The following is a 23,431-nucleotide window of genomic DNA, read 5'->3' on the forward strand; positions in this document are numbered from 1 at the left end:
GGACCGGGATTTCCGGCATCAGTGACGCTGATTCGCTTCATTCACTTGCGCGTCGATGCCCGGCACATCGACGGAACCCTCCTCACGATCCCGCGACAGCGCGGCGCGCACCAGCAGCATCAGGGTGATCGGGGTGGTCAGGGCAAGGAACGCGCCGATCAGGATTTCGTTGAAGATGGGGCGGCTGTGCAGCACCGAGAAGCAGGTGATCGAGGCGGCGAGCATGAAGAAAGTGCCCAGGGTGGTGCTCAGCGTTGGCGCATGCACGCGCTGGTAGAAATTCTTCAGGCGCAGCAGGCCGAGCGAACCGACGAAGGCGAACAGCGCGCCCAGCAACATCAGCACGGCGACGACGATCGCGGCCCATGGCGGCAGGGCATCGAGGTGGTTCATTCGATCACCTGCCCGCGCATCAGGAACTTGGACAGTGCGACCGTGGCGGCGAAACCGAGCAGCGCGATGATCATGCTGGCCTCCACGTAGAGCAGGCTGCCGGTGCGGATGCCGATGGTGAGCAGCAGGATCATCGAGTTGACGTACAACGCATCCAGCGCCAGCACGCGGTCCTGCGCACGCGGGCCACGCACCATGCGGATGATCGAGCAGCTCATCGCGCACAGCAGCAACAGTTGCGCCAGGATGATCGCGGCATCAAGCAGGTCATGGCTCATTGGAAGATCTCCAGCAGAGGTTGTTCGTAGCGTTGCTTGATCGAATCGATCCAGGTTTGCTCGTCGACCAGGTTCAGCACGTGGATGAGCAGGATGCTGGCGCCGGAGTCATGACTGACCCAGATCGTGCCCGGCGTGGAGGTGATGATGCAGGCCAGCACCGCAAGTCCGTGAGGATCGCTGAGGGTCAGGGGGATCGCGACGAAACCGGAGTTCGCACGGCAGCGCCTGCTGAGAACCAACCGCGCCACGGCGATGTTCGAGCGCACGATGTCGAACACCACACGCACGAACAGCCGCGCCAGCAACGGATAGTTGTGTACGCGCGCCTTGGGCGGATGCAACAGGCCGAATACCTTCGCCAGCAGCACGGCGAACACGATGCCCACCGCGATGGTTCCGGGTGCGACGCTCTGGTTGAACAGCAGCCAGATCAGCAGCAGCAGCGCCGACATCATCGGATACGGCAGCCAGCGCCTGATCATGGCTGCACCGGCGCGGCAGGCAGCACCTGGTCGACGTACGACGCGGGTGCGTGCAGTTGGCGCGCGGTGGCATCCAGATAGCGCAGCGGCGCACCGATCCATACGCTCAGCAACACGCACAGCCCCAGCAGGAGCAGGATCGACAGTGTTTCGCCCGCACGCACCTTCGGGAACACCCGCTCGGGATCGGCCCAGAACACGTGGATGCCCGCACGCCCCAGCGCGATCACGGTGCACAGGCCGGCAACGATGATGACGGTGAACAGCACCGGCGCCCCGCTGGTGGCGGCGGCTTCCACGATCGGTGCCAGCATCGCCAGCTTGGCCAGGAAGCCGGACAGCGGCGGCAACCCCGACAGCAACAGCGCGCAGGCGAGGAAAGCAAGACCCAGCAGCGCCACCGGCGCGGTGAGCACGACCCGGCTCTCGTCCTCGTGCGCGTACAGGTCCTCGACCGGTGAGCTGTGGCCGGCTTGTTCGTAGGGCTCCAGCAGCAAGCTGTCGTCGGCCTGCTCCTCGCCGTCGGGTGCGAGCAGGCCGGCCAGCAGGAAGAACGCGGCCACGGCCAGCGTGGAAATCACCAGATAGGCCAGCGCGCCCGCCGTCACCGCCGGCAGCTGCAAGCCGATCGCGCCGAGCAGGGTGCCGGAGGAAATCACCACGCTGTAACCGGCCAGTTTGCCCAGATCGCGTGCACCCAGCATGCCGATGGTACCGGCGATCACCGTGGCCACCCCGCCCCAAAGCATCCAGCTGCTGCCGAAATGGCTGGACGCTCCCGCGCCATCGCCGAACAGCAGCAGGCCCAGTCGCAACAACACATAGATGCCGACCTTGGTCATCAGCGCGAACATCGCCGCCACCGCGGGCGAGGCGGCCGCATACGTACGCGGCAACCAGAACCCCAGCGGCCACATCGCGGTCTTGATCAGGAACGCCACGCCGAGGATCGCCGCGCCCGCATGCAGCAAGGCGCGAGTGTGGGCCGGCACGGTCGGAATCAGTGCGGCCAGCGCCGCCACGTTCAAGGTGCCGGTGACGCCGAGGATCAGGCTCACACCGAGCAGGAACAGCATCGAGGCGGTCAGGTTGACCGCGATGTAGTGCAGGCCCGCGCTGACCCGACGCGCGCCCGAACCATGCAGGGCCAGGCCGTAGGATGCTGCCAGCAGCACCTCGAAGAACACGAACAGGTTGAACAGGTCGCCGGTCAGAAAGGCTCCATGCAGACCCACCAGCAGGCATTGCAGCAAGGGTTGGACATGCCCGCCGCGGTGCCGCCAGCGCGCCAGCGCGGAAGGCAGCACCGCCAGCGCCAGCACGCTGCTCAGCAGCACCATCAGCGCCGACAAGCGATCGGCCACCAGCACGATGCCGAAGCGCGCAGGCCAGTTGCCGATGCGGTAGACCGCGCTCACCGCGCCTTCGCCGGAAACCGACGCCAGCAGCGCCACAGCCATCACCACCAGCACCACGCACGAGGCGATGCTCAGCACGGTTACCGCACGCCGGCTTTTTTCGCCCACCAGCAACTGCAGCGCCGCCACCAGCAGCGGCAGCAGAATGGGCGCGATGATCAGCAGGCTGTTCACGGCATGCCGTCCTCGCCATCAACGTGGTCGTTGCCGGTGAGTCCGCGCGAGGCCAGCAGGACCACCAGGAACAAGGCGGTGGTGGCGAACCCGATCACGATCGCGGTAAGCACCAGCGCCTGCGGCAGCGGATCGGCGTACTGCGCGAGCTCGCCGGCAGCGCCGTGCAGCACCGGATCGGCGCCGGTGCGCAGGCCACCGGTGGCGAAGATGAAGAGGTTCACCGCGTAGGAGATCAGGGTCAGTCCGATGATCACCTGGAACGTGCGCGGGCGCAGCAGCAGCCATACGCCGCAGGCGGCCAGAATCCCGATCGCGGCAGCCAGTACCAGTTCCATCAGGATGGGTCCTCCGTCTCGGCGGCAACATTCTGGCGCGGCCGGCGCAGCGACTGGTGCGCCAACGCGATCAGGATCAGCGTGGTGGCGCCCACCACCACGCTGAACACGCCGAGGTCGAACAGCACCGCCGACGCCAGCGGCAGGTGGCCCAGCAGCGGCATCTCGACGCTCCGGAAATACGAGGTGAGGAATGGACGGCCAAACAGCAAGGAGCCGAGCCCGGTGCCCGCCGCCAGCAACAGGCCCACGCCGATCCAGCGCACCGGCAGCACGCGCAGATGCGCCTCCACCCAGCGCGCGCCGCGCACCATGTACAGCAGGATCAACGCCACCGACACCGTGATCCCGGCGACGAAACCGCCGCCGGGCAGGTCGTGCCCACGCAGGAACAAATGCAGGCCGAACAACAGGATCACCGGAAACATCAACTTCACGATCAGCCCGGGAATCATCAGCGAGTCAGCCAGCGTATGGTCGACGTCCGGGTTGGGCTGCGCGGGATCGGAGTCGACCTGCCGACGCTGCTGCGCCGGCGCTGCGATGCTCTCGGCGGCCGGTCGGAAGCGGCGCAACAGCGCGTATACCGACAGCGCCACGATCGCCAGCACGGTAATCTCGCCCAGCGTGTCGAAGCCGCGAAAGTCGACCAGGATCACGTTGACCACGTTGCGGCCGCCACCTTGCGCATACGCCTGCTCCAGGAAGAAGCGCGAGACCGAATCGGCCACCGGGTGCATCATCGCGGCGTAGGCGAGGCTGGCCACGCCCAGACCGACCGCGGCCGCAACCAGGCCATCGCGCCAGCGGCGATAACGATGCAGCGGATGGTCCGGCGACAGCCCCTGGATGCGCTTGGGCAACCAGCGCAAGCCGAGCAGGATCAGGATCGTGCTGACCACCTCGACCAGCAATTGCGTCGCCGCCAGATCCGGCGCCGACAGCCACACGAAGCTGATGCACAGCACCAGCCCGGCCCCGCCTGTGAGGATCAGCGCGGCGAGACGATGGAATTTCGCCTGGGTCGCCGCACCGATCGCACAGGCCGCGCCGATCAGCCATAGCAAGGCAAACGCCGGGTCGACGCTGGCCCAGCGCGGACGCACGGCGAACGAGGCGCCGCCCGCGGCCAGGCCGGCGGCGAGCACCGCGACCAGCACGATCAGCAGCAACTGCGGCTGCAGACGCCGGCCCGGCCAGGCACGGGCGAACCAGCGCGGCAGATCGCTGACCAGCATGCCGAGCAACCGTTCGAACACCCGCTTGCCACTGATCCGGCCGATCAACGGGGTTACCTCGTTGGCGGCAAAGTACCGTCGCAGTCGTGCATACAGCAGGCAACCGGCAACGAAGGCGAACATGCTCATCAGCAGCGGCGTGGTCACGCCATGCCAGATGGCCAGGCTGTAGTCGGGCACGTTGGCCGGGCCGAGCACGGCGGCCACCGCCGCTCGCAGCGACGGCCCGATCACCCACGCCGGCAGGATCCCCACCAGCAGGCAGGCCAGGGCCAGGAAGCCGATCGGGAAACGCATCCACAGTGGCGGCTCATGCGGCTCGCGCGGCAGTTCGGTGGACCGCTGCCCGAAGAACACCTCGTGCACGAAGCGTACCGAATAGGTCACGCCGAACGTGGCGGCGCTCACCGCGATCACCACCGAGACGATGTCGAGCAAGGGACCCTGCCGTGCCGCCAGGGTTTCGGCGAAGAACATTTCCTTGGACAGGAATCCGTTCAACAGCGGCACGCCGGCCATCGCGGCGGCGGCCACCATGGCCAGCGTCGCGGTGATCGGCATCGCGCGGCGCAGACCACCCAGCTTGCGCAGGTCGCGCGTGCCGGTTTCATGGTCGACCGCGCCGGCAGCCATGAACAGCGAGGCCTTGAAGGTGGCGTGATTGACGATGTGGAAGATCGCCGCAACCACGCCCAGCGCGCTGCCCAGTCCGATCAACATGGTGATCAGGCCCAGGTGGCTGATCGTCGAGTACGCCAGCACGCCCTTCATGTCCTGCTCGAACATCGCCGCGTACGCGCCCAGCAGCAGCGTCACCAGGCCCACGCCGCCGACGATCCAGTACCACTCGGCGGTGCCGCCCAGCACCGGCCAGAAACGCACCAGCAGGAACACGCCGGCCTTCACCATGGTGGCCGAATGCAGATAGGCCGACACCGGCGTCGGCGCCGACATGGCCTGCGGCAACCAGAAATGGAACGGGAACTGCGCGCTCTTGGTGAACGCGCCGAGCAGGATCAGCAACAGCGTCGGCGTGTACCAGGGATGCGCACGCACCAGGTTGCCGGCGGCGAGGATCGCATCCAGGTCGTAACTGCCCACCATGTGTCCCAGCAGCAGCGCGCCGGCGAACAGGCACAAGCCACCGGCGGAGGTGACGATCAGCGCCATCCGGGCGCCGTCGCGCGCCGAGGCGCCGTGGTGCCAGTAGCCGATCAGCAGGAACGAGAACAGGCTGGTCAACTCCCAGAAGAACACCAGCTGGATCACGTTGCCCGACATCACGATGCCCAGCATCGAACCCATGAACGCCAGCAGCAGGGCGAAGAAGCGTGAAAGCGGGTCGTCCGCCGGCATGTAGTAGCGGGCATACACACCCACCAGCGCGCCGATGCCGCAGATCAGCAGCATGAACAGCCAGCTGAAACCGTCCACGCGCAGACTCAGCTCCAGGCCCAAGCCGGGCGCCCACGGCATCGCCTGGCGCAGCGCATCGCCACTCGCGATGGCCGGATACAGCCACAGCGCAAGCAGCAGGCACAGCAAGGCCGTGCCGGTCATCAGCCACGCCGCTGCGCGGCGCCCGCGCCCACCGAGCGCGAACACCACCAGGCTGGCCACGAAGGGCAGGCAAAGGATCAGGCTGGACAGGGCGAGGTGGGGCATCCGTCACGGGCGCTCGGTGGAAGAACGATTGGAGATGACTCGGGTGCAAAACCAGCGGCGCCACCCAGGCATTCGCGAACATCGCCTGACTGCACCCAGCCAAGGTGTATGCGGCCAATTGCACCTGGCGCCACCGGCCCGAGTCTATCAAGTCGCTTCGGCACGCGGACCGGTCACCGCCGGCTCGCCGGGCGCAGCAAATTGTGCGATGGTCGACGCAACGCCGGTTGCAATATGGGCCGCCGGCGGGAGACCGACATGAGCGCATCGACGGTGAACCTGACCCGCCCCGGCAGAATCCTGCTGGCAACCGACCTCAGTGCCCGCTGCGACCGCGCGCTGGACCGCGCCGCCCGGCTCGCCAGCGAGTGGCAGGTGCCGCTGCTGGTGGTCCACGCGACGGGACGCGACATGGTCGAGAGCTGGCCGTCGGCCGATGACACGCCCTCGTGGCGACTGCCTCCCGACACGCAAGCCACGGTCGAAAGGCAGATCCGGCACGACCTCGAGCGCGACGTCGACCAGCTCGCCATTCACGTGGCCGAGGGCCAGCCCGCCGACGTCATTCTCGACGTGGCCAGGCGCGAGGCCTGTGACCTGATCGTGCTGGGCGCCAGCCACGAGCGCTCCGGTCACGGCTTTCTGGGCAAGACCGCCGAAGCGCTGGTGCGCAAGTCACCTGCCTCGGTGCTGGTGGTCAAGCATCGTCCGCGCGAGAGCTACCGGCAAATCCTGGTCGGCACGGATTTCACGGTCGAGTCCCGACACGGCCTGCACGTGGCTACCAGCTGGTTTCCGCAGGCCAGCTTCACGCTCATGCACGCGCTGGATATTCCGTACAAATCGCTCTGGCTCGACCCCGCCCGGCGCCAGGAATTCACCCGGCTGGAACTGGCCACGATCGAGGACTTCCTCGCCGACGCCGACCTGCCCGACGCATTGCGCCAGCGGATCCGGCCGATGGTCGAACACGGCCATCCGGAAATGATGCTGCGCAACTACGTGCTGGAAGAAGGCGCCGACCTCACCGTGATCGGCGCATTGCGCCGCGGCCTGACCTTCCACATGCTGATCGGCGGCACCGCGCGCCGCATCGTGCAGGCGGTGCCCAGCGACATCCTGGTGGTCCGCGCAGCCGCCGGCCAGGCATGGGACTGAATGCAACGACGTGTACCGGACAGGCAAGTTGTCGCATGCACGCTGCCTGCACGGCCGCACTTCGTAGAATCGGCCAGTCACCGTCACGCTGGCCGCGCAGCCATTCCGGCGCCGGCCGGGCGATCGCTCCCGGAGAAGTGCCAGATGATCCATCCCGGTCCGCGTCGGCATCGGTGGGCCGGCGGCAGCCTCGCCTTGATCCTGCTGGCCGGCATCAGCGGCGCGGCCGGCGCGCAGCAGACGCCCGCGCTTGATCGCCTCGATCTTTCACTGGGCGGCTTTCACGCCAGCACCAATACCACGATCAGCGCCGGCACCGCCCACGACGAGTTTCGCGATCACTCCAATCTGGAGGACGACCTGGGCTTCCGGAAATACAAGGCCGTGCCGCGTGCGCGGCTGAATTTTCTGGTCGGCGCCAACCAGGGCTTCTCGTTCGATTACTTCAGCGTGAACCGTGCCCATGGTGGCGTGCTGAAACGCAGTTTCAGCTATGCCGGGAACAACTACGATGCCGCGGCCACGGTGCACGGCAAGCTGGATTTCGATTTCGGCAGCGCGGCCTATCGCTGGTGGTTCGGGCAAGGGAACGACGTGTTCGGGCTGGGCCTGGGCGGCGCGTGGTACCGGGTGCAGGCGCGCATCAGCGGAACCGCGACCGTCAATGGTGTACCGGCCGGCGAGGGTTCCGCCGATACCGCGGCCCATGCCTGGGCGCCGGAGGTGCAGCTTGGCTGGCGGCACGCATTCAATGACCGGTGGCGGATGTATGCCGATGCCTCCGGCATGAAGAAGAACGGTGGACGTCTTTACGGCTGCATCTACGATCTCGACATCGGCGTCGAATGGTACCCGTGGCAGAATCTCGGCATCGCTGCCGAGTACGGTTACACGCGAATCAAGCTGGATCAGCGCCGCGAGACCTATCGTGACGGCCTGGACATGCGGCTCAAGGGTCCTTCCTTGTTCGTGAAGTGGCGCCTCTGACCCAACCCCCTGGCCAGAGCGGCGACACCACGGACGCATGCCCACCGCATCGACGAGCGAATGATCACTCGCTCGTGCGTGAAACACGATCCGTGCACGGCAAGCACCAATGATGCATGATCCATCGTGACGGCATCCCGCGAGGCGCGAGGGCCGAGCGGGGGGACAAGATGCCTAGTCGTGTCGCGACCACGATCGCACTGGCCATGTGCACGTTGGCTGTCATCGTGCCGATCGGCGCCGCCCTGTACCTGGCTCACCGCCAGAGCATGGACGAAGCATCCGAACAGGCTCTCGACCTGGCCGGTGAGGTGCTGCACCGTGCCGATACGGTGGGCGAACAGGCACTGGCGGCTTATGGCCGGTTTCGCCAGATGAAAGCGCCAGATACTTGCAGCGACGCCAAGCGTGCGCAACTGCGCTCCCTGGTCATGGACTACAGCTACCTTCAGGCAGTGGGCTATGTATCGGGTGACCGGATCGTTTGTTCGGCGATTGGCCCGCGCGGCGACGGGGTCGACCTGGGTCCTCCCACCTTCGTCAGCGCACTGGGCACTCGCATCCACGCCTCGGTCGCCGTGGGTGGCGAGCGCCCCTACCTTGTGATGGAGAAAGGCGGCTTTGCCGCCACCATTCATCCGGAAATTCTGCTGGATGTATCTACGGGCATTACCAACCTCTCGTTGGGCGTGTTCAGTCCCAGCGCGAAGTTGCCGTGGGTGCACCGCGGAACGATCGACGCAAAATGGATGTCCGCGCGTGGCCAGGCGCGCCAGGCCGTCTTCTTCGACGGGAAGCATCTGGTTGCGGTCAGGACCTCGAACCAATTCGACCTCGCCGCCTACGCGGCCATTCCGCTGGCCGATTTGAAATCACGCCTGCATTCGTTCGTCGTCATCCTGCTTCCGATCGGGCTGGGGCTCGGGCTGGCGATGGCTGCGGCGATCCTGTTCCTCGCACGGCAGCGCACCTCCCTGCCTGCGGTCCTGCGCGCCGCACTCAAACGCAAGGAATTCGTGCTGCACTACCAGCCCATCGTCGAGCTGGCCAGTGGTCACATGGTCGGCGCCGAGGCCCTGCTGCGCTGGCCGCGCAACAAGCAGGTCGGTCTGCGTCCCGCGCTGTTCATCCAGGCCGCCGAGGATTGTGGCCTGATCCAGCGCTTCACCCGCTACATCCTCGCCCAGGTGGCGATCGACGGGCCACGCTACTTCGCCCGTCACCCGGGCGCCTACATCAGCGTCAACCTGTCGTCGGCCGACCTGAGTTCGGGCGAGGTGGTCGGGTGGCTGCGCCAGCTGGTCGCCACGCCGGGCGTCGCGCCCTACAACATCGTTGTCGAGGTGACCGAACACTCGTTCGTCGATCCCGTCAGCGCCAACCGGACCATCGGCGAGATCCGCGCACTGGGTATCCGCGTGGCGATCGACGACTTCGGCACCGGCTTCTCCAGCCTGTCGCATCTGCACAACCTCAGCGCCGACTACCTGAAGATCGACAAGGTGTTCGTCGATGCGATCGGCACCGATTCGGTCACCAGCGAGGTGGTATTGCACATCATCGACATGGCCAAATCGCTGAACCTGACCCTGATCAGCGAGGGGGTGGAAACGCGGGAGCAGGCCGAATTCCTGCGCGACCATGGCGTGACCTTCGCGCAGGGCTGGTTGTTCAGCAAGGCCATGCCGCTGGCCGATCTGTTGCGCCAGGGCGACGCCGACTGAGCGGCAGGTCAACGACCGGGCGGAAGATCCGGGCGGCCCAGCACCTGCAATGTCAGCGTGGCGAACGCGCCGTCGCGTGCCAGCGCGGTGATGCGGTAGTCGCCGCGCTGCGGCAGCGTGATTCTCATCGACGCATCGCCCTCGCTGCTGCCTTGCAGGCGGCCGTTGAGCAGCCACTGCACCGGGCCTTGCGTGCCCAGCGCATTCAAGGTCACCCGCAGCGGCTGGTCGCTGTTGGGCGCACGGCGCAGGGTGACGCCCGAGTTCAGGCCGGCGATGCGGATCGGGCTGGCGACATCGAGCGAATCCGCGGCGCAGCCGGGGGCCAGCGGTGGCAGCGTGGCGGCGCGGCGATCGTCGACGCTGAGCCACGGCATAGCCAGCACGGGCCAGCGGGCGATCCGGACCGTGTGCTCGTGCTCGGCGTGGCAGGCGCCGCTCAGCCGCTGGCCGTGCTGGTTGACACGCAGCGTGAGCAAACCGGATGACCACGCGCCCAGGTCGCGCTCGGCGAAGGTGGGCGGGATCGCGTCATCGAGCACCCACGCCGTGCGGCGCTGGCGACACAGCGGCGCGGGCGTGCTCGCTGCCGCGCCACCGAGCGGCCAGCAGACATCCACCGCGCGCACGTTGTCCGGTTGTGCCAGGTGCGTGCGGCCACCGCGTTGCGGCAGCATGTCGGCGATCTGGAACAGCAGCGGCAGTGCGGTCACCGCGCCGTACTGGCCGGGCGAGGGCGTGCCATCCGGGCGGCCGATCCACACGCCAATGGTCCAGCGATCGGTGACGCCGATCGACCAGGCGTCGCGGTAGCCGTAGCTGGTGCCGGTTTTCCAGGCCACGTTGGCGTGGCGGTTGATCACGCCGGCCAGCGGCGCGCCTTCGACGTCGGCCGGGTTGCTGCCCAGGATGTCGCGGATGATCCAGGCCGCGCCCGGCGACAGCAACCGGCGCGGGTGGGCCGACTGTTGCGGGCTGTAGCGCGGCGTGCCGGCGATGCCGGCGTTGGCGAAGGCGGTGTAGGCACCGACCAGGTTTTCCAGCCGCGTGGCCGCGCCGCCCAGTATGATCGACAGATTCGGCTTGGCCCCGGCCGGCAGGCCGAGATCCATGCCGCCGCTGGCCAGCCGCGCCACGAAACGGTTCGGTCCGACCCGGTCGAGCACGTCCACCGCCGGGACGTTGAGCGAACGCTGCAAGGCCTCGGCGGCGCTGACCGGGCCGCTGAACGCCTCGTCGAAATTGCCCGGCTGGTAGCCGCCGAAATCCTGCGGCGCATCGACCAGCAGGCTTTGCGAATCGATCAGGCCGTCATCCAGTGCCAGGCCGTACAGGAACGGCTTGAGCGTGGACCCGGGCGAGCGCGGCGCGGTGACCATGTCGATGTAGCCGTGCCGCTGCGGATCGGCGAAATCGCTGGTGCCCAGATAGACGCGCGTCTCCAGCGTGGCGTTGTCGACCACCATCAACGCGGCGGTGCTGTGCGCCGGCAGGCGCGACAGATAGGCGGAGACCCGATCCTCGGCCGCACGCTGCAGATTGGCGTCGATGGTGCTGGTGATGCGCCGCTGGCGCGGATACTGCCGATGCAGCCGCTCGGCCAGCAGCGCCGCCGACAGCGGCGCGCGCAGCGAACGCGCCACCACCGGCTCGATTTCCGCATCCTTGATCTGCGCGGCACTCCACACGCCGAGGTCGCGCATGCGGCGCAGCACCTTGTCACGCGCGGCGCGCGCCGCCGCGGGGTGGCGATCCGGCCGCAGCCGGCTCGGCGATTGCGGCAACACCGCCAGCAGCGCCGCCTCGGCCCGCGACAGTCGGCTGGCCGGTTTGCCCAGGTACGCCCACGAGGCCGCCTCCACCCCTTCGATCGGTCCGCCGAACGGCGCATGATTGAGGTACAGATCGAGGATCTGCTTCTTGGAAAGGTGCACCTCCAGCTGCAGCGCGCGGAAGATCTGCGCCAGCTTGCCGCGGAACGTATGCGGAATCGGATGAATGATCCGCGCCACCTGCATGGTCAGGGTGGAACCACCGGACACGATGCGCCCGTGCAAGATGCCGCCGGCGAGACCGCGCAGCAGCGCGTACGGATTGACGCCGGGGTGCCGGTAGAACCAGCGATCCTCGTAATGCAGCAACGCGCTCAGGTACAGCGGCGACACCTCGCTGGCCGTGGTCGGGTAACGCCACACCCCATCGCTGTCGGCAAACGCGCGCAGCGGCGTGCCATCGCGCGCCAGCACCACGGTGCTGCCGCTGTCCGGCGCCGGCAGCTGCAGCGGGAACAGGCGATCGAGCGCGACCGCGAGAAAGAACAATCCCGCGACACCGATCACGGTGATCCGCAGCCATCGCCACCGCCGCGATCGGCCCATCGGTGTCATGGTGGAAGGATCATTCATGCGCAGCTCGCGTGTTTTTGTAGGAGCGCACCCTGTGCGCGAGCGTTTTCGCCATGTGACGAAGAGCATCGCGCACAGGGTGCGCTCCTACAACGTGCTCATGGCTCGACCACGGTGATCTTGGCCGGCACCGCCTTGCCGATGCCGCGGATCGCCGGGCGATACATGTCCTCCACCAGCGGCGGCGGCACCGTGTATGTGCCCGGCGTTACCGCACGCACCAGATAGAACACGCGCGCTTTGTCACCTCGACTGAGGTTGAGCGCGGCGGCGTAGCGATCATCGCGATACTCCTCGTGCACCACTTCGGCGGCCGCGGCATGCTGGTCAAGATCGATGCCGTCGATCACCACGCCGGACCACTGCTGCGCGCCGCCGAGGTTGAGATTCTCCACCTCCAGCCCGCCCGGCAGCAGGTCGGTGACCAGCGCGTTGGGGATGTTCATGCGCGCCTCGATGTTCAGCTCCACGATCAGCGTGTCGCCTTCCTTCAGCTGGGTGCCGTGCCACGGCTTGCCGTCAGTGGTGAAGTAGCTGCGGCGCACGTCGATCTGGCTGTCGTCCGGTGCCGGCGCCGTGCTCGGGATGCCGGCCACGTCGAGGGTGGCGAAGATCGCCGCCGGACTGGTCGGCTGCACGCCGACGCCGGCAGCGAGCTCGGCGGCGCTGAGCTGGCGGCTCCACACCCGACTGTCGGGCGCGGTTTCGCTCTTGCCGCCCACCGTCATCGTTGCCGCCAGCGGCGTGGCGCTTTTCGCATCGAACGCCGCCGCGACGCGGGCAATGGCCGCCTGCTCCTGCGTGCTCAGGTACGACCACGACCAGCGGTAGTTCTTGTCCTGCTGTTGGCGCGCGCGCACGTTGGCGCTGGCATTGCGGGCCCAGTCGACCAGCTTGGCGTCGTACTCGGGCTTGCTCATGCCGTAGTCGTGGGTGAGCGCCACCATCAGCGCCAGGTCGCGCAGCTCCGAGCCGTAATCGCCCACGTACCACGGGCGCTCCTTGTTCCACGCGAATGCTTCGGCGATCGCCTTCTGCGCGCGTTCGTTGTCGCCCATCAGCTTGAACGCGATGCCGAAGTGCACCAGCGGCAGCGGGCCGACCAGCTTCTGTCGTTCGTTGTCGAAGACCGCGCGCAGGGTGCCCAGCGGAGCGCGGTTGACCCGTGCCAGCACGAAGCCGGAGTAGGCCTCATCGGCCAGGCGCATGTGGTCGTGGTGTTCGTAGCCGTAGTACGGATGGCCGCCGGCGAGCAGGTCGTCGTTGAGCCGCTGCAAGGCCTTCTGCAGCACGTCCTGCGGCACCGCGAAACCGGCGTCGCGGGCGTCGAGCAGGAAGTCGACGACGTACGGCGTGGTGAAGGTCTCGATCGGGCTGGAGCCGCCCCAGAAACTGAAGTGACCGTTGCTGGCCTGGAACGAGGCGATGCGTGACAACGCACTCTCCACCGCGGCCTTGCGCACCGCGTCGCTCATCACCGGGCCGCCCAGCGCCTTGGCCGTGGCGCCGTCCAGGATCAGCGCGGCGTAGCCCTTGCTGGTGGTCTGCTCGATGCAGCCGTAGGGGTAGTTCAGAATGCCGCGCAGCGCGGCGCCGTACGGCAGCGGCGGCAAGGTGCTCAGGGTAAGCCGTGCCCGCACCGTGGCCGGCAACAGCCCGGCGATGGCGGAGGCACCGAAGTGTTCGCTCTTGCCCGCCTCCAGCGCCAGCGGCGTGGTACGTACCACCTCGGGCCAGGCCGGGCGCACCGCGAACTCGAAGTGGCGAGTGACCTGGTAGTCGTTGAGCTGGGCGTGGATATCCACCGTCGCCACCGCGGCACCGGCCTCGGCCGTCACCGGCATGTGCAAGGTGGCGCCGGCCCCGTCCTTCAGCGCCACGCTTTGGGTGGCCTGGTCGACCTTGATCAGGCCGCCACCGGTGACCGTCACTTTCGCGGTGCCGTCCTTGCCGGAGAGGTTCTTCAGGTCGAGGCTGATCACCGCCTTGTCGCCCGCCGCCATCACCCGCGGCGTGCTCGGTTCGACCACCAGCGGCGCACGCACGGTGACGTTGCCGTCGGCGTTGCCGTAGCGGCTGTCGGTATAGGCCAGCGCGGCCAGGCGCAGGCTGCCGTTGAAGTCGGGCACGTCGACATGCAGCTTGGCCTTGCCCTGTGCATCGAACGCCACCGGGCCGGCGAACAGGTCGACGATCTGCACCTTCGGATTGAGCCGCGCCGCCTTCGGCAGCGCCTTGCCGCTCATGTCGCCGCCATAGCGCAGCTTTGCCTGCGCGCCGTCCATCGCCTCGATGATGCGGCTGTACAGATCGTAGGCGTCGATGCCCAGCGCGCGCTTGGCGAACATCCAGGCCCAGGCATCGGGCACCGGATAATCGGTGATGTTGAGCACACCCTGATCCACCGCCGACAGCGTGACGTAAGCCTTCTGGCCGGCCAGCCCGGTGGCCTGCACGTTGACGTCCAGCGGGTTGCCCGGGCGCATCATCGCCGGCGCGTCGAGCTTGAGCGGAATGCGGCGGTCGTTGCGATCCATCGCCACGTATTCGACTCCCATCGCGCGTGCCGGCGTGGTGTGTTCACTCGCCTCGCCGCCGCGGAACACCAGCGCGGTGACATACACGTCGTGGCGCTCCCAGTCCCTGGTCACCGGGATCTCGAACGTGCTGCCGGCCTTGGCATCGATGTTCTTCGTGTAGAGCAGATGGTCGGACTCGACCAGCAGCACGCCGGGGCCGTCGTGCGGCGGCGTCACCGTGACTTTCATCGTGTCGCCGGCGCGATAGCGGGCCTTGTCCAGTTGCAGTTTGACCTTGTCCGGGCGTGCCTCCTTGCCCAGGTTCTCGTCCTCCCAGCTGTAGCCGGCGAAGAACGGGAACACCGTGGTCAGCTTGGTCGCCGGGTCGTAGACCTCGACCCGATAGCTGCCCCACTCCACCGGGAACTCGACATGCGCGGCCTGGCCGGCGGCCACGTCGACATCCTTCTCGTCGACCAGCTGCAGGCGCTGGTTGGCGTCGGATTTCCAGCCGCCGTTCTGCTCGTACAGCCAGTAGAAATCGCGCAGCTCGCGTTGCAGGCGCACCTTCAGGTGCGCACCGGCGACCAGCTTGCCGTCGGCATTCGCGCGCACGATCTCGAAGCCGACCGGGCTTTCGCTCTCGGCACCCTGCTTGGGGTCGAACAACGGACGCACGCCGACCAGCGCATCGGCCGGCCAGTACGTGCGCTTGAGCAAGCGGGTGACGGCGCGACCGCCGCTCTCATAGACGCTGCCCGACAAGGTCACCGCCAGCGGCGCGACCGGCTTGACGTCGTCCGGCAGCGGCACGTCCTGTTCGAGCACACCGTTGGCGTCGAGCTTGGCGTCGATCACGTCATCGGCGCTCCTGGGCAGCTCGACCAGCGGGTTGCCGAAGAAGGTATCCTTCATCGCCGCGATCGGATGCACTTCCGGCGCCACCAGCAGCTTGGCGGTGAAGCGGTTGCCGTCGGCCGGCGCACCGTAGAGATAGCTCGAGGCGACCTTGAGTTTGAGTGGCTGCTCCGGTGCCAGCCGTGGCTGCGGACTGGACAGCTCCACCTTGAGCCGCTCGGGCAGGAACTCCTCGACGTGGAACGGGAACGCCTGCACGGATTCCTTGCTGGCGGGATCGAGGCGGAACTCGAGCTGCCACAGGCCGGTCGGCGCATCGGCAGGAATCGCCTGGCTCAGCTCGAAGTAATTGAGCTGCTGCGGCTTGAGCTGCTTCTCGACCAGGGTGCGCCCATCAGGCTGCTTCACCCGCACGAACAGCGACTGCGCCTGCATCGGCTTGCCGTCGTAATCGCGCAGCAAGGCCGAGGCACGCAGCGTCTCGCCGGGACGGTACAGATCGCGGCCGGACCAGGCATACACCTCGAACGGCGCCTGCCTGCGTCCGCTGATGTCGAAGTTGGATACGTCCAGCGCCGGCTTGTTGAACGGCAGCACCGAGACATCCTTGCCGTGGCGCGCCACCAGCACGTCGGAAGTTCTCACCTTGTACGCGATCAGCGCATTGCCCTCGGCGCCGGTGGTGGCCTTGAGCTTGCTGTGACCGGATTCGTCGCGGATCTCGATCTGCACACCGCTGACCGGCGAACCGTCGCGCAGCGAGGCGACATGCAGCAGCGCGTTGTCGCGATAGACGCGCAGGTGCAGGCCCAGGTCGCTGACAAAGAAGGTGGCCGTGTCGTAGCCGCCCTGGAACGTGCCGCCGGCCTTGATCACCGCCATGTACACGCCCGGCTGCGACAACTCCTTGATGTTCTGCACCGGCAGGTAGGTCACCGTGCGCTCGTTCGGCTCGCCGCCCAGGGTGTAGTGATTGGCATAAACCGAGTCGGCCATCTCGGTGATCGGCATGCTCGGACGGCGATCGTCGCCCTGATCGCACTGGTTGTAGTAGCGGACTTCATGGTCGAGCTCGTAGTTGTCGCGGTGGCCGTTGCGCGGATAGGCGCAGAACAGGTCCGACAGCGCATCGTCGTGCACGCGGAAGAATTCCACGTCGGCGTCGTGCACGTTCATCGACACCACCGGCAACCCGCGCGTGCCGCGTGCCGGCAGCACGCTGCCGTGCGAGGCGAAGCCCACCGCTGCCGGAAGGTTGCCGGAGTACACCTCGCGCTTCACCGCGTGGCCGAGTGTGCTTCCGCCGGCCGCCAGCAGACCGGCCTTCAACTGCACCACGTAGTGCGTATTGGCCTGCACGAAAGGAAAGCTCAGCGTCTTGCCATCCTGCTGCAGACTCCAGCTGCCGCTGACGACTTCGCCCTTCGGGCCGGTCACCGCGATCAGGTCGTCGAAGGTCTGCGCCGACGCCAGCGGCGCATTGAAGCGCAAGGTCAGCGCCGTGCGTGAATCGCTGGTGGTGGAACTGGCCGACACCAGCGCAAATGCCGATGTTGCCGTCGCGGGCGTGATGGTACTTGCAGGCGCTGGAGCGCCTTGCAGCGCTGGCGGGTTGCCATCGTGGCCACGCCCACAGGCAAACAGCGACAGGGTCAGCAGCAAGGCGGGCAGTACGCGCGCGGCGCGGGCAGACAATCGTCCAGACATGAAAAGCTCTCCCTGAGTTTGACGCAGAGTATTGCCGACAATCGTGGCAGGCAGATGGCACGAATCGGGCGCGAAAATATCTAGTGGCGCAATTGCCGCCCCAACCAGTCGGCCAGCTGCATCAACACCTGGCCGCGGCCCGGCTCGGACTCGTTGAACAACTCGTGGTACAGGGTGGAGAAGAAGCGCGTGGTCAACTGCCCGGTGGTGGCCGCGGCCTTGGCGAAGGCGCGACTTCCGGACGGATCAACCAGTTCGTCACTGTCGGCCACCAGCAACAGGGTCGGCACCGCCAGCCGGGTGGCGTCTGCGATGCAGCTCTCGCCGTCCCTGAAAATGAAGTCCGCCAACCGCGGCGTGATCCAGCCGTGCTGCAAGGGGTCGCTGCGATAGTCGGCCACCACCTGCGCATCGTGCGAGAGCTTGCTGGCATCCAGTCCGTTGCGCAGCGGCAGGTTGGGCAGGAAGCGGCTCAGCACGCTGGCCAGACGAATCATCCGCGGCGACTCCCAGCTGCGTAGCGCCGGCGACGACAACACCAGCGCCGACGGCACCACGCCGCCATCGAGCACCGCACGCGCCGCCACCAGGCCGCCCATGCTGTGGCCGAGCAACAGCGGCGGATAGGATGAAGTGCGGGCGTAGTCGTTGTAGACGGCGACCAGATCGGCCAGCAGGTCGTCAGCATGTCGCAACGCACCGCGCCGCCCCGGCGACTGGCCATGGCCGCGCTGGTCATAGCCGCGCACGCTGTATCCGCGCTGGTTGAACCACGACGCCAACCGCGCGTAGCGGCCACTGTGCTCGCCCAGGCCATGCACGATCAGCACGGCGCCACGTGCGTGCGGTGGCGCCCAGTCGCGCAGCAGCAAGCGCTGGCCATCGGCCATCTCCAGCCATGCGGTAACACCGCCTCCCCGCTCGCCGGGTGGCGAGACCTCGCCCTTTTGCACCGCGCCCTCCTTTTCGACCACGGCCATGCTGCGCCCCCCGCGCGTTGGATTCCGCCGAACACGAATACTGACATGACCTCCCCGCGCTTGCATGCGGCCAGCGCCAATCTCTCCCGGTGCGACTCGCGCCAGTTATGATCGGACGCCTGTTCCATCGGGGTCGCGCGACCCCCACCGATGCACATGGCTTCCGACCCACTCGACGCGTTCCATCCGGCCCTGGCGAACTGGTTCCGCCGGCGCTTCAACACGCCTACCGCAGCGCAGGCGGCGGCTTGGCCATCGATCCGGGCCGGGCGGCACACCCTCGTCGCCGCGCCCACCGGCTCGGGCAAGACGCTGACCGGCTTTCTTGCCGCCATCGACGCGCTGGTGCGCGAGGGCGTGGCCCATGGCGGCGCGCTGCCCGACGCCACCAGCGTGGTCTACGTGTCACCGCTGAAGGCGCTGTCCAACGACATCCATGTCAACCTGGAAGCGCCGCTGGAAGGCATCCGCGCCGAACTGGAACAGCTCAGCCTGCCCGATGTGGTGATCCGCACCGCCGTGCGCACCGGCGACACACCGCAGGCAGAGCGCAGCCTGCTGCGCAAGCTGCCGCCGCACATCCTGGTGACCACGCCGGAATCGCTGTACGTACTGCTGGGATCGGTCTCCGGCCGGGCGATGCTGGCGGATACGCGCACGGTGATCGTGGACGAGATCCATGCGATCGCCGGCAGCAAGCGCGGTTCGCACCTGGCGCTGTCGCTGGAACGACTGGAGTCGCTGTGCCAGCGGCGGTTGTTGCGGATAGGCCTGTCGGCGACGCAGAAACCCATGGAAATGATCGCCGACTTCCTGGTCGGCGCTCCTTCCCCGCCCCCTGCTCGCAGGGAAGGGAGCCGCGCGACCGTCATCGACGTGGGCCATACCCGTCCACGCGACCTCGCCCTCGAAGTGCCCCCGGTGCCGCTGGAAGCGGTGATGTCCAACGACAGCTGGGAGCTGGTCTACAACCGCCTCGCCCAGTTGGTGCAGGCGCATCGCACCACGCTCGTGTTCGTCAACACGCGGCGCATGGCCGAGCGTGCCGCACGCCACCTCTCCGAGCGGCTGGGCAAGGAAGCGGTCGCCGCCCACCACGGCAGCCTGTCGAAGGAACTGCGGCTGGACGCCGAGCAGCGACTGAAGCGTGGCGGGCTGGCGGTGCTGGTGGCCACCGCCTCACTGGAGCTGGGCATCGACATCGGCGACGTCGACCTGGTCTGCCAGCTGGGTTCGCCACGCTCGATCGCTGCGTTCCTGCAACGCGCCGGGCGCTCCGGCCACAGCATCGACGGCACGCCGAAGGCACGGCTGTTCCCCGCCACGCGAGACGACCTGGTCGAATGCACCGCCCTGCTCGACTGCGTGCGCCGCGGCGAGCTGGATGCGCTGATCATGCCGCCGCAGCCGCTGGACGTATTGGCGCAACAGATCGTGGCCGAGGTGGCCTGCCAGCCGTGGCGCGAGGACGCGCTGTACGACCTGGTGCGTCGAGCACATCCGTATCGCGCTCTGGGCCGCTCGGATTTCGACGCCGTGGTGCGGATGCTGGCCGACGGCTTCAGTACCCGCAACGGACAGCGCTCGGCGTACCTGCATCGCGATGCGGTGCACGGCGAGCTGCGCGCGCGACGCAGCGCGCGGCTGACCGCACTGACCTCGGGCGGCACCATTCCCGACACCGCCGACTACAAGGTGGTGCTGGAGCCGCAGGCGATCATCGTCGGCACGGTGAACGAGGATTTCGCAGTCGAGAGCATGGCCGGTGACATCTTCCAGCTCGGCAATGCCAGCTACCGCATCCAGCGCGTCGAGCGCGACCGATTGCGGGTGGAGGATGCCCGCGGCGCGCCACCGAGCATCCCGTTCTGGCTGGGCGAGGCGCCGGGACGCAGCATTGAGCTGTCCTTGGGCGTTTCGCGTTTGCGCGAGGAGATTTCCGCCTGCCTGGATGGCGGTGGCCCTGCGGCGGCGCAGGCATGGCTGACCGACAAGCTCGGCCTGGACGAGGCCGCCGGTAGCCAGCTGGTTGACTACCTGGCCCGCACCAGGGCGGCGCTCGGCGTGCTGCCGAGCCAGCGCACGCTGGTGCTCGAGCGCTTCTTCGACGAATCCGGCGGCACCCAGCTGGTAATCCACACGCCGTGGGGCAGCCGCATCAATCGCGCGTGGGGGCTGGCGCTGCGCAAGCGCTTCTGCCGCCAGTTCAACTTCGAGCTGCAGGCGGCGGCGACCGAGGACGCGATCGTGCTGTCGCTGTCGACCAGCCACAGCTTCCCGCTGGAAGAGGTCGCCCATTACCTGCATTCCAACAGCGCCGAACATGTACTGGTGCAAGCCTTGCTCGACGCGCCGCTGTTCCCCGCGCGCTGGCGCTGGAATGCGGTCACCGCATTGGCGTTGCCGCGCTTCACCGGCGGCAAGAGGACCCCGCCGCCGCTGCAGCGCATGAAGAGCGAGGACCTGCTCGCCGCGGTCTTCCCCGACCAGGTGGCCTGCCTGGAAAACATCGTGGGCGAACGCGAGGTGCCCGATCATCCGCTGGTCAAGCAGACCATGCACGACTGCCTGCGCGAGGCGATGGACGTGGATGGCCTGCTGGCGATCCTGCGCCAGCTCGAGGCCGGCGACATCGCGATCGTGGCGCGCGACCTCACGGCGCCCAGCCCGCTCGCCTGCGAGGTGCTGAACGCGGCGCCCTACGCCTTCCTCGACGATGCGCCGCTGGAGGAGCGCCGCACCCAGGCCGTGCAGACCCGCCGCTGGAGCGACGCCGGGTCTGCCGACGACCTCGGCCGCCTCGATCCCGCCGCGATCACTGCCGTGCGCGACGAGGCCTGGCCGCAAGTGCGCGACGCCGACGAAATGCACGAGGCACTGATGCTGCTGGGCGGCATCGGCAGTGACGAGGCGGAAGCCAACGCCGGTTGGCCCGAACAGCTGGCGAAACTGGCCCGGTCAAGCCGCGCGACGCAACTCACTGGAGGAGCGCACGATGCTCTCTGGAGCGCGGCCGAATTGCTGCCGCTGTGGCAGGCCGTGCACCCCGACGCCGCCATGCAGCCGGCGATCAGTGTTCCTGCGGAATACGCGGCACAAACCTGGACTCGCGAAACCGCGCTGCTGGAACTGGTGCGCCACCGACTCGGCGGACTCGGCCCGGTCACGTCGCCGACCCTGGCAAACATGCTTGCGGTGGCCACCGGGGAGATCGATCAGGCGCTGCTGCAGCTGCAGTCCGAAGGCTATGTCATGCAGGGGCGCTTCAGCCCTGACGCCGATGACACCCAGTGGTGCGAGCGCCATCTGCTGGCGCGCATCCACCGCTATACCATCGGCCGCCTGCGCCGGGAGATCGAACCGGTCAGCCGGCGTCAGCTGATGCGCTTCCTGTTCGACTGGCAGCACCTGTCTGCCGCCACCCGATTGCGCGGACCCGATGCGCTCGCCACCACGCTGGCCCAGCTCGAAGGCTTCGAGGCGGCCGCCGGCGCATGGGAGGCGGAGATCCTGCCCGCGCGCATCGATGACTATTCGATCAGCTGGCTCGACGATCTGTGCCGTGCCGGCCGCATCGGCTGGAGCCGACTGCGCAGCGGCACCGGTGGTGGCGGCGGACCGGTGCGCAGCACGCCGATCGTGTTGTTGCCGCGTCGCAGTATGGCCGTCTGGACGGCTACAGCGGAGAACGGCCAGGTGCAGGAGAACCTGATCTCCTCGCGCGCGCAGGCCGTCGTCGATGCGTTACGCGAACACGGCGCACTGTTCTTCGACGAGTTGCTGTCGCTCACCCGCCTGCTGCGCACCGAACTGGAGGACGCACTGGGCGAACTGGTCGCGGCCGGACGGATCAGCGCGGACAGCTTCGCTGGCCTGCGCGCCCTGCTGCTTCCGGCCGCCAGGCGCGATACCGGTCGGCATCGACGGCTGCGGCGGCATCAGCTCAGTGGCATCGAGGACGCAGGACGCTGGGCGCTCGCGCGCATCAGCCATGCCCCGACCCCTGCCCGGATGCCCCAGCCCGAGCAGGTCGAACACATCGCCCGCAGCCTGCTGCGCCGCTACGGCGTGGTGTTCTGGAAGCTGCTCGAACGCGAGGCGCCGTGGCTGCCGCCGTGGCGCGAGCTGCTGCGGGTGTATCGCTGGCTGGAGGCGCGCGGCGAGATCCGCGGCGGGCGATTCGTGGAGGGCCTGGTCGGTGAGCAGTTCGCCTTGCCCGAGGCGATCGCGCCACTGCGCACCGTGCGCTCGCGCGCGGATGACGGCGAGCTGGTCTGCATCAGTGGCTGCGATCCGCTGAACCTGGTCGGCACCGTGCTGGTCGGCGACAAGGTGCCGGCGCTGGCCGGTTCGCGCGTGTTGTATCGCGACGGCATACCGATCGCCGCGCTGATCGGCGGCAAGACCACGCCACTGATCGAGTTGCCGGCAGCGGAATGGCAGATTGCCAAGCAAGCGGTGCTGCGTCACCCATCGCGCCAGACGACTCCGGCGACACCCCTGCACTGACCGAAGGACGAACACGATGGGATGTCTGCCCGTGTTGTTGCTGTTTCCGCTGGGCGCCGGCCTCGGCTATCTGGTCGCCGGCAACGTCGGCGCCTTGTGGGGCGCCGGCATCGGCGTCCTCTGTGGCTTGGTGTTGATGGGTCTGGTGATCCGCGCCATGCGCCAGCGTCGCTAGCGATACGACCCACGCGCGTAGGGCGGGCCCTGCCCTACAATTTGACGTCGCATTGTCGGCGGTCCATGGCCTAGATGACGCCCCACCAGAACGCAACGAACACCACCGCAAAAGCCAGCGGCCTGCCTCTCGCGTAGGGCGGGCTCTGCCCGCCGCAACCTGCGAAAGACTCAGAAGCTCCAGACACGGCGGGCAGAGCCCGCCCTACAACTTGACGTCGCATTGGCGGCGGTCCATGGCGTAGACAACGAGCCACCAGAACGCGACGAACACCACCGCATAAGCCAGCGGCCTGCCCCTCGCGTAGGGCGGCCTCTGCCCGCCGCGACCTGCGAAAGACCCCGAAGCTCCAGACACGGCGGGCAGAGCCTACCCTACAGTTTGACGTAGCATTGGCGCCGGTCCATGACGTAGACAGCG

Annotated in this window: 14 protein-coding genes; 5 read left to right on the forward strand and 9 right to left on the reverse strand. The window is 67.7% G+C overall.

The annotated features are described in order from the left end of the window. Window positions 1–18: 18 nt before the first annotated feature. From mnhG to AC0L58_RS15545, 6 genes are read right to left on the reverse strand one after another with little or no spacing between them, the layout of a single operon-like run. On the reverse strand, window positions 19–393 hold the full coding sequence (mnhG, locus tag AC0L58_RS15520; RefSeq protein ID WP_473684981.1) for a monovalent cation/H(+) antiporter subunit G: 375 nt from the start codon (window positions 391–393) through the stop codon (window positions 19–21). Then, window positions 390–671, reverse strand: coding sequence for a K+/H+ antiporter subunit F (locus AC0L58_RS15525; protein WP_473684983.1), 282 nt, complete (start codon window positions 669–671; stop codon window positions 390–392). The genes mnhG and AC0L58_RS15525 overlap by 4 nt, the downstream gene beginning before the upstream one ends. Then, window positions 668–1,156, reverse strand: a complete 489-nt coding sequence (locus tag AC0L58_RS15530; protein ID WP_473684985.1) for a Na+/H+ antiporter subunit E — start codon at window positions 1,154–1,156, stop codon at window positions 668–670. The genes AC0L58_RS15525 and AC0L58_RS15530 overlap by 4 nt, the downstream gene beginning before the upstream one ends. Next, the gene (locus AC0L58_RS15535) at window positions 1,153–2,748 is read right to left on the reverse strand and encodes a monovalent cation/H+ antiporter subunit D (protein WP_473684987.1); all 1,596 of its coding nucleotides are present in this window, start codon (window positions 2,746–2,748) and stop codon (window positions 1,153–1,155) included. The genes AC0L58_RS15530 and AC0L58_RS15535 overlap by 4 nt, the downstream gene beginning before the upstream one ends. After that, window positions 2,745–3,086 carry a Na+/H+ antiporter subunit C gene (locus AC0L58_RS15540; protein WP_473684989.1) on the reverse strand — a complete coding sequence of 114 codons (342 nt, stop codon included), beginning with the start codon at window positions 3,084–3,086 and terminating at the stop codon, window positions 2,745–2,747. The genes AC0L58_RS15535 and AC0L58_RS15540 overlap by 4 nt, the downstream gene beginning before the upstream one ends. After that, window positions 3,086–5,989 (reverse strand): monovalent cation/H+ antiporter subunit A, encoded by a 2,904-nt coding sequence (locus tag AC0L58_RS15545; protein WP_473684991.1) that lies wholly within the window; start codon window positions 5,987–5,989, stop codon window positions 3,086–3,088. Before AC0L58_RS15545 ends, AC0L58_RS15540 begins: the two co-directional genes overlap by 1 nt. 258 nt (window positions 5,990–6,247) lie before the next feature. On the opposite strand from AC0L58_RS15545, the gene AC0L58_RS15550 reads away from it, so the two are divergent. The 3 genes from AC0L58_RS15550 (at window position 6,248) to AC0L58_RS15560 (ending at window position 9,858) form a co-directional block, all read left to right on the forward strand. Beyond that, a complete protein-coding gene (locus AC0L58_RS15550) occupies window positions 6,248–7,147 on the forward strand; it encodes a universal stress protein (protein ID WP_473684993.1) in 900 nt (299 codons plus the stop codon). A gap of 144 nt (window positions 7,148–7,291) precedes the next feature. Next, a complete protein-coding gene (locus AC0L58_RS15555; RefSeq protein WP_473684995.1) occupies window positions 7,292–8,134 on the forward strand; it encodes a hypothetical protein in 843 nt (280 codons plus the stop codon). A gap of 170 nt (window positions 8,135–8,304) precedes the next feature. After that, complete coding sequence (locus AC0L58_RS15560) at window positions 8,305–9,858, forward strand: EAL domain-containing protein (protein WP_473684997.1); 1,554 nt, start codon at window positions 8,305–8,307, stop codon at window positions 9,856–9,858. Between the two features lie 8 nt (window positions 9,859–9,866). Here the strand turns inward: AC0L58_RS15560 and pbpC are convergent, their stop codons facing one another. The 3 genes from pbpC to AC0L58_RS15575 form a co-directional block, all read right to left on the reverse strand. Then, window positions 9,867–12,263 carry a penicillin-binding protein 1C gene (pbpC, locus tag AC0L58_RS15565; protein WP_473684998.1) on the reverse strand — a complete coding sequence of 799 codons (2,397 nt, stop codon included), beginning with the start codon at window positions 12,261–12,263 and terminating at the stop codon, window positions 9,867–9,869. A 98-nt stretch (window positions 12,264–12,361) separates the two neighbouring features. Beyond that, entirely contained in the window at window positions 12,362–17,347 is a 4,986-nt protein-coding gene (locus tag AC0L58_RS15570) for an alpha-2-macroglobulin family protein (protein WP_473685000.1), read from the reverse strand. 80 nt (window positions 17,348–17,427) lie between these two features. Next, window positions 17,428–18,237, reverse strand: a complete 810-nt coding sequence (locus AC0L58_RS15575) for a lysophospholipase (RefSeq protein WP_473688762.1) — start codon at window positions 18,235–18,237, stop codon at window positions 17,428–17,430. Window positions 18,238–18,483: 246 nt separating this feature from the next. Here AC0L58_RS15575 and AC0L58_RS15580 point away from each other — a divergent pair, with 246 nt between their 5' ends. Together AC0L58_RS15580 and AC0L58_RS15585 are read left to right on the forward strand one after the other, a co-directional pair. Then, on the forward strand, window positions 18,484–22,836 hold the full coding sequence (locus AC0L58_RS15580) for a DEAD/DEAH box helicase (protein WP_473685002.1): 4,353 nt from the start codon (window positions 18,484–18,486) through the stop codon (window positions 22,834–22,836). A gap of 16 nt (window positions 22,837–22,852) precedes the next feature. Continuing rightward, window positions 22,853–23,011, forward strand: a complete 159-nt coding sequence (locus AC0L58_RS15585; RefSeq protein ID WP_473685004.1) for a hypothetical protein — start codon at window positions 22,853–22,855, stop codon at window positions 23,009–23,011. Window positions 23,012–23,431: the final 420 nt, after the last annotated feature.

This window comes from Rhodanobacter sp. G2-10 (assembly GCF_055809185.1).

Bases quoted from the DNA above. Each gene is read 5' to 3' on its own strand.
- mnhG (WP_473684981.1), bottom strand. From the start codon at position 393: ATGAACCACCTCGATGCCCTGCCGCCATGGGCCGCGATCGTCGTCGCC.
- AC0L58_RS15525 (WP_473684983.1), bottom strand. From the start codon at position 671: ATGAGCCATGACCTGCTTGATGCCGCGATCATCCTGGCGCAACTGTTG.
- AC0L58_RS15530 (WP_473684985.1), bottom strand. From the start codon at position 1,156: ATGATCAGGCGCTGGCTGCCGTATCCGATGATGTCGGCGCTGCTGCTG.
- AC0L58_RS15540 (WP_473684989.1), bottom strand. From the start codon at position 3,086: ATGGAACTGGTACTGGCTGCCGCGATCGGGATTCTGGCCGCCTGCGGC.
- AC0L58_RS15545 (WP_473684991.1), bottom strand. From the start codon at position 5,989: ATGCCCCACCTCGCCCTGTCCAGCCTGATCCTTTGCCTGCCCTTCGTG.
- AC0L58_RS15550 (WP_473684993.1), top strand. From the start codon at position 6,248: ATGAGCGCATCGACGGTGAACCTGACCCGCCCCGGCAGAATCCTGCTG.
- AC0L58_RS15555 (WP_473684995.1), top strand. From the start codon at position 7,292: ATGATCCATCCCGGTCCGCGTCGGCATCGGTGGGCCGGCGGCAGCCTC.
- AC0L58_RS15560 (WP_473684997.1), top strand. From the start codon at position 8,305: ATGCCTAGTCGTGTCGCGACCACGATCGCACTGGCCATGTGCACGTTG.
- pbpC (WP_473684998.1), bottom strand. From the start codon at position 12,263: ATGAATGATCCTTCCACCATGACACCGATGGGCCGATCGCGGCGGTGG.
- AC0L58_RS15570 (WP_473685000.1), bottom strand. From the start codon at position 17,347: ATGTCTGGACGATTGTCTGCCCGCGCCGCGCGCGTACTGCCCGCCTTG.
- AC0L58_RS15575 (WP_473688762.1), bottom strand. From the start codon at position 18,237: ATGGCCGATGGCCAGCGCTTGCTGCTGCGCGACTGGGCGCCACCGCAC.
- AC0L58_RS15580 (WP_473685002.1), top strand. From the start codon at position 18,484: ATGGCTTCCGACCCACTCGACGCGTTCCATCCGGCCCTGGCGAACTGG.
- AC0L58_RS15585 (WP_473685004.1), top strand. From the start codon at position 22,853: ATGGGATGTCTGCCCGTGTTGTTGCTGTTTCCGCTGGGCGCCGGCCTC.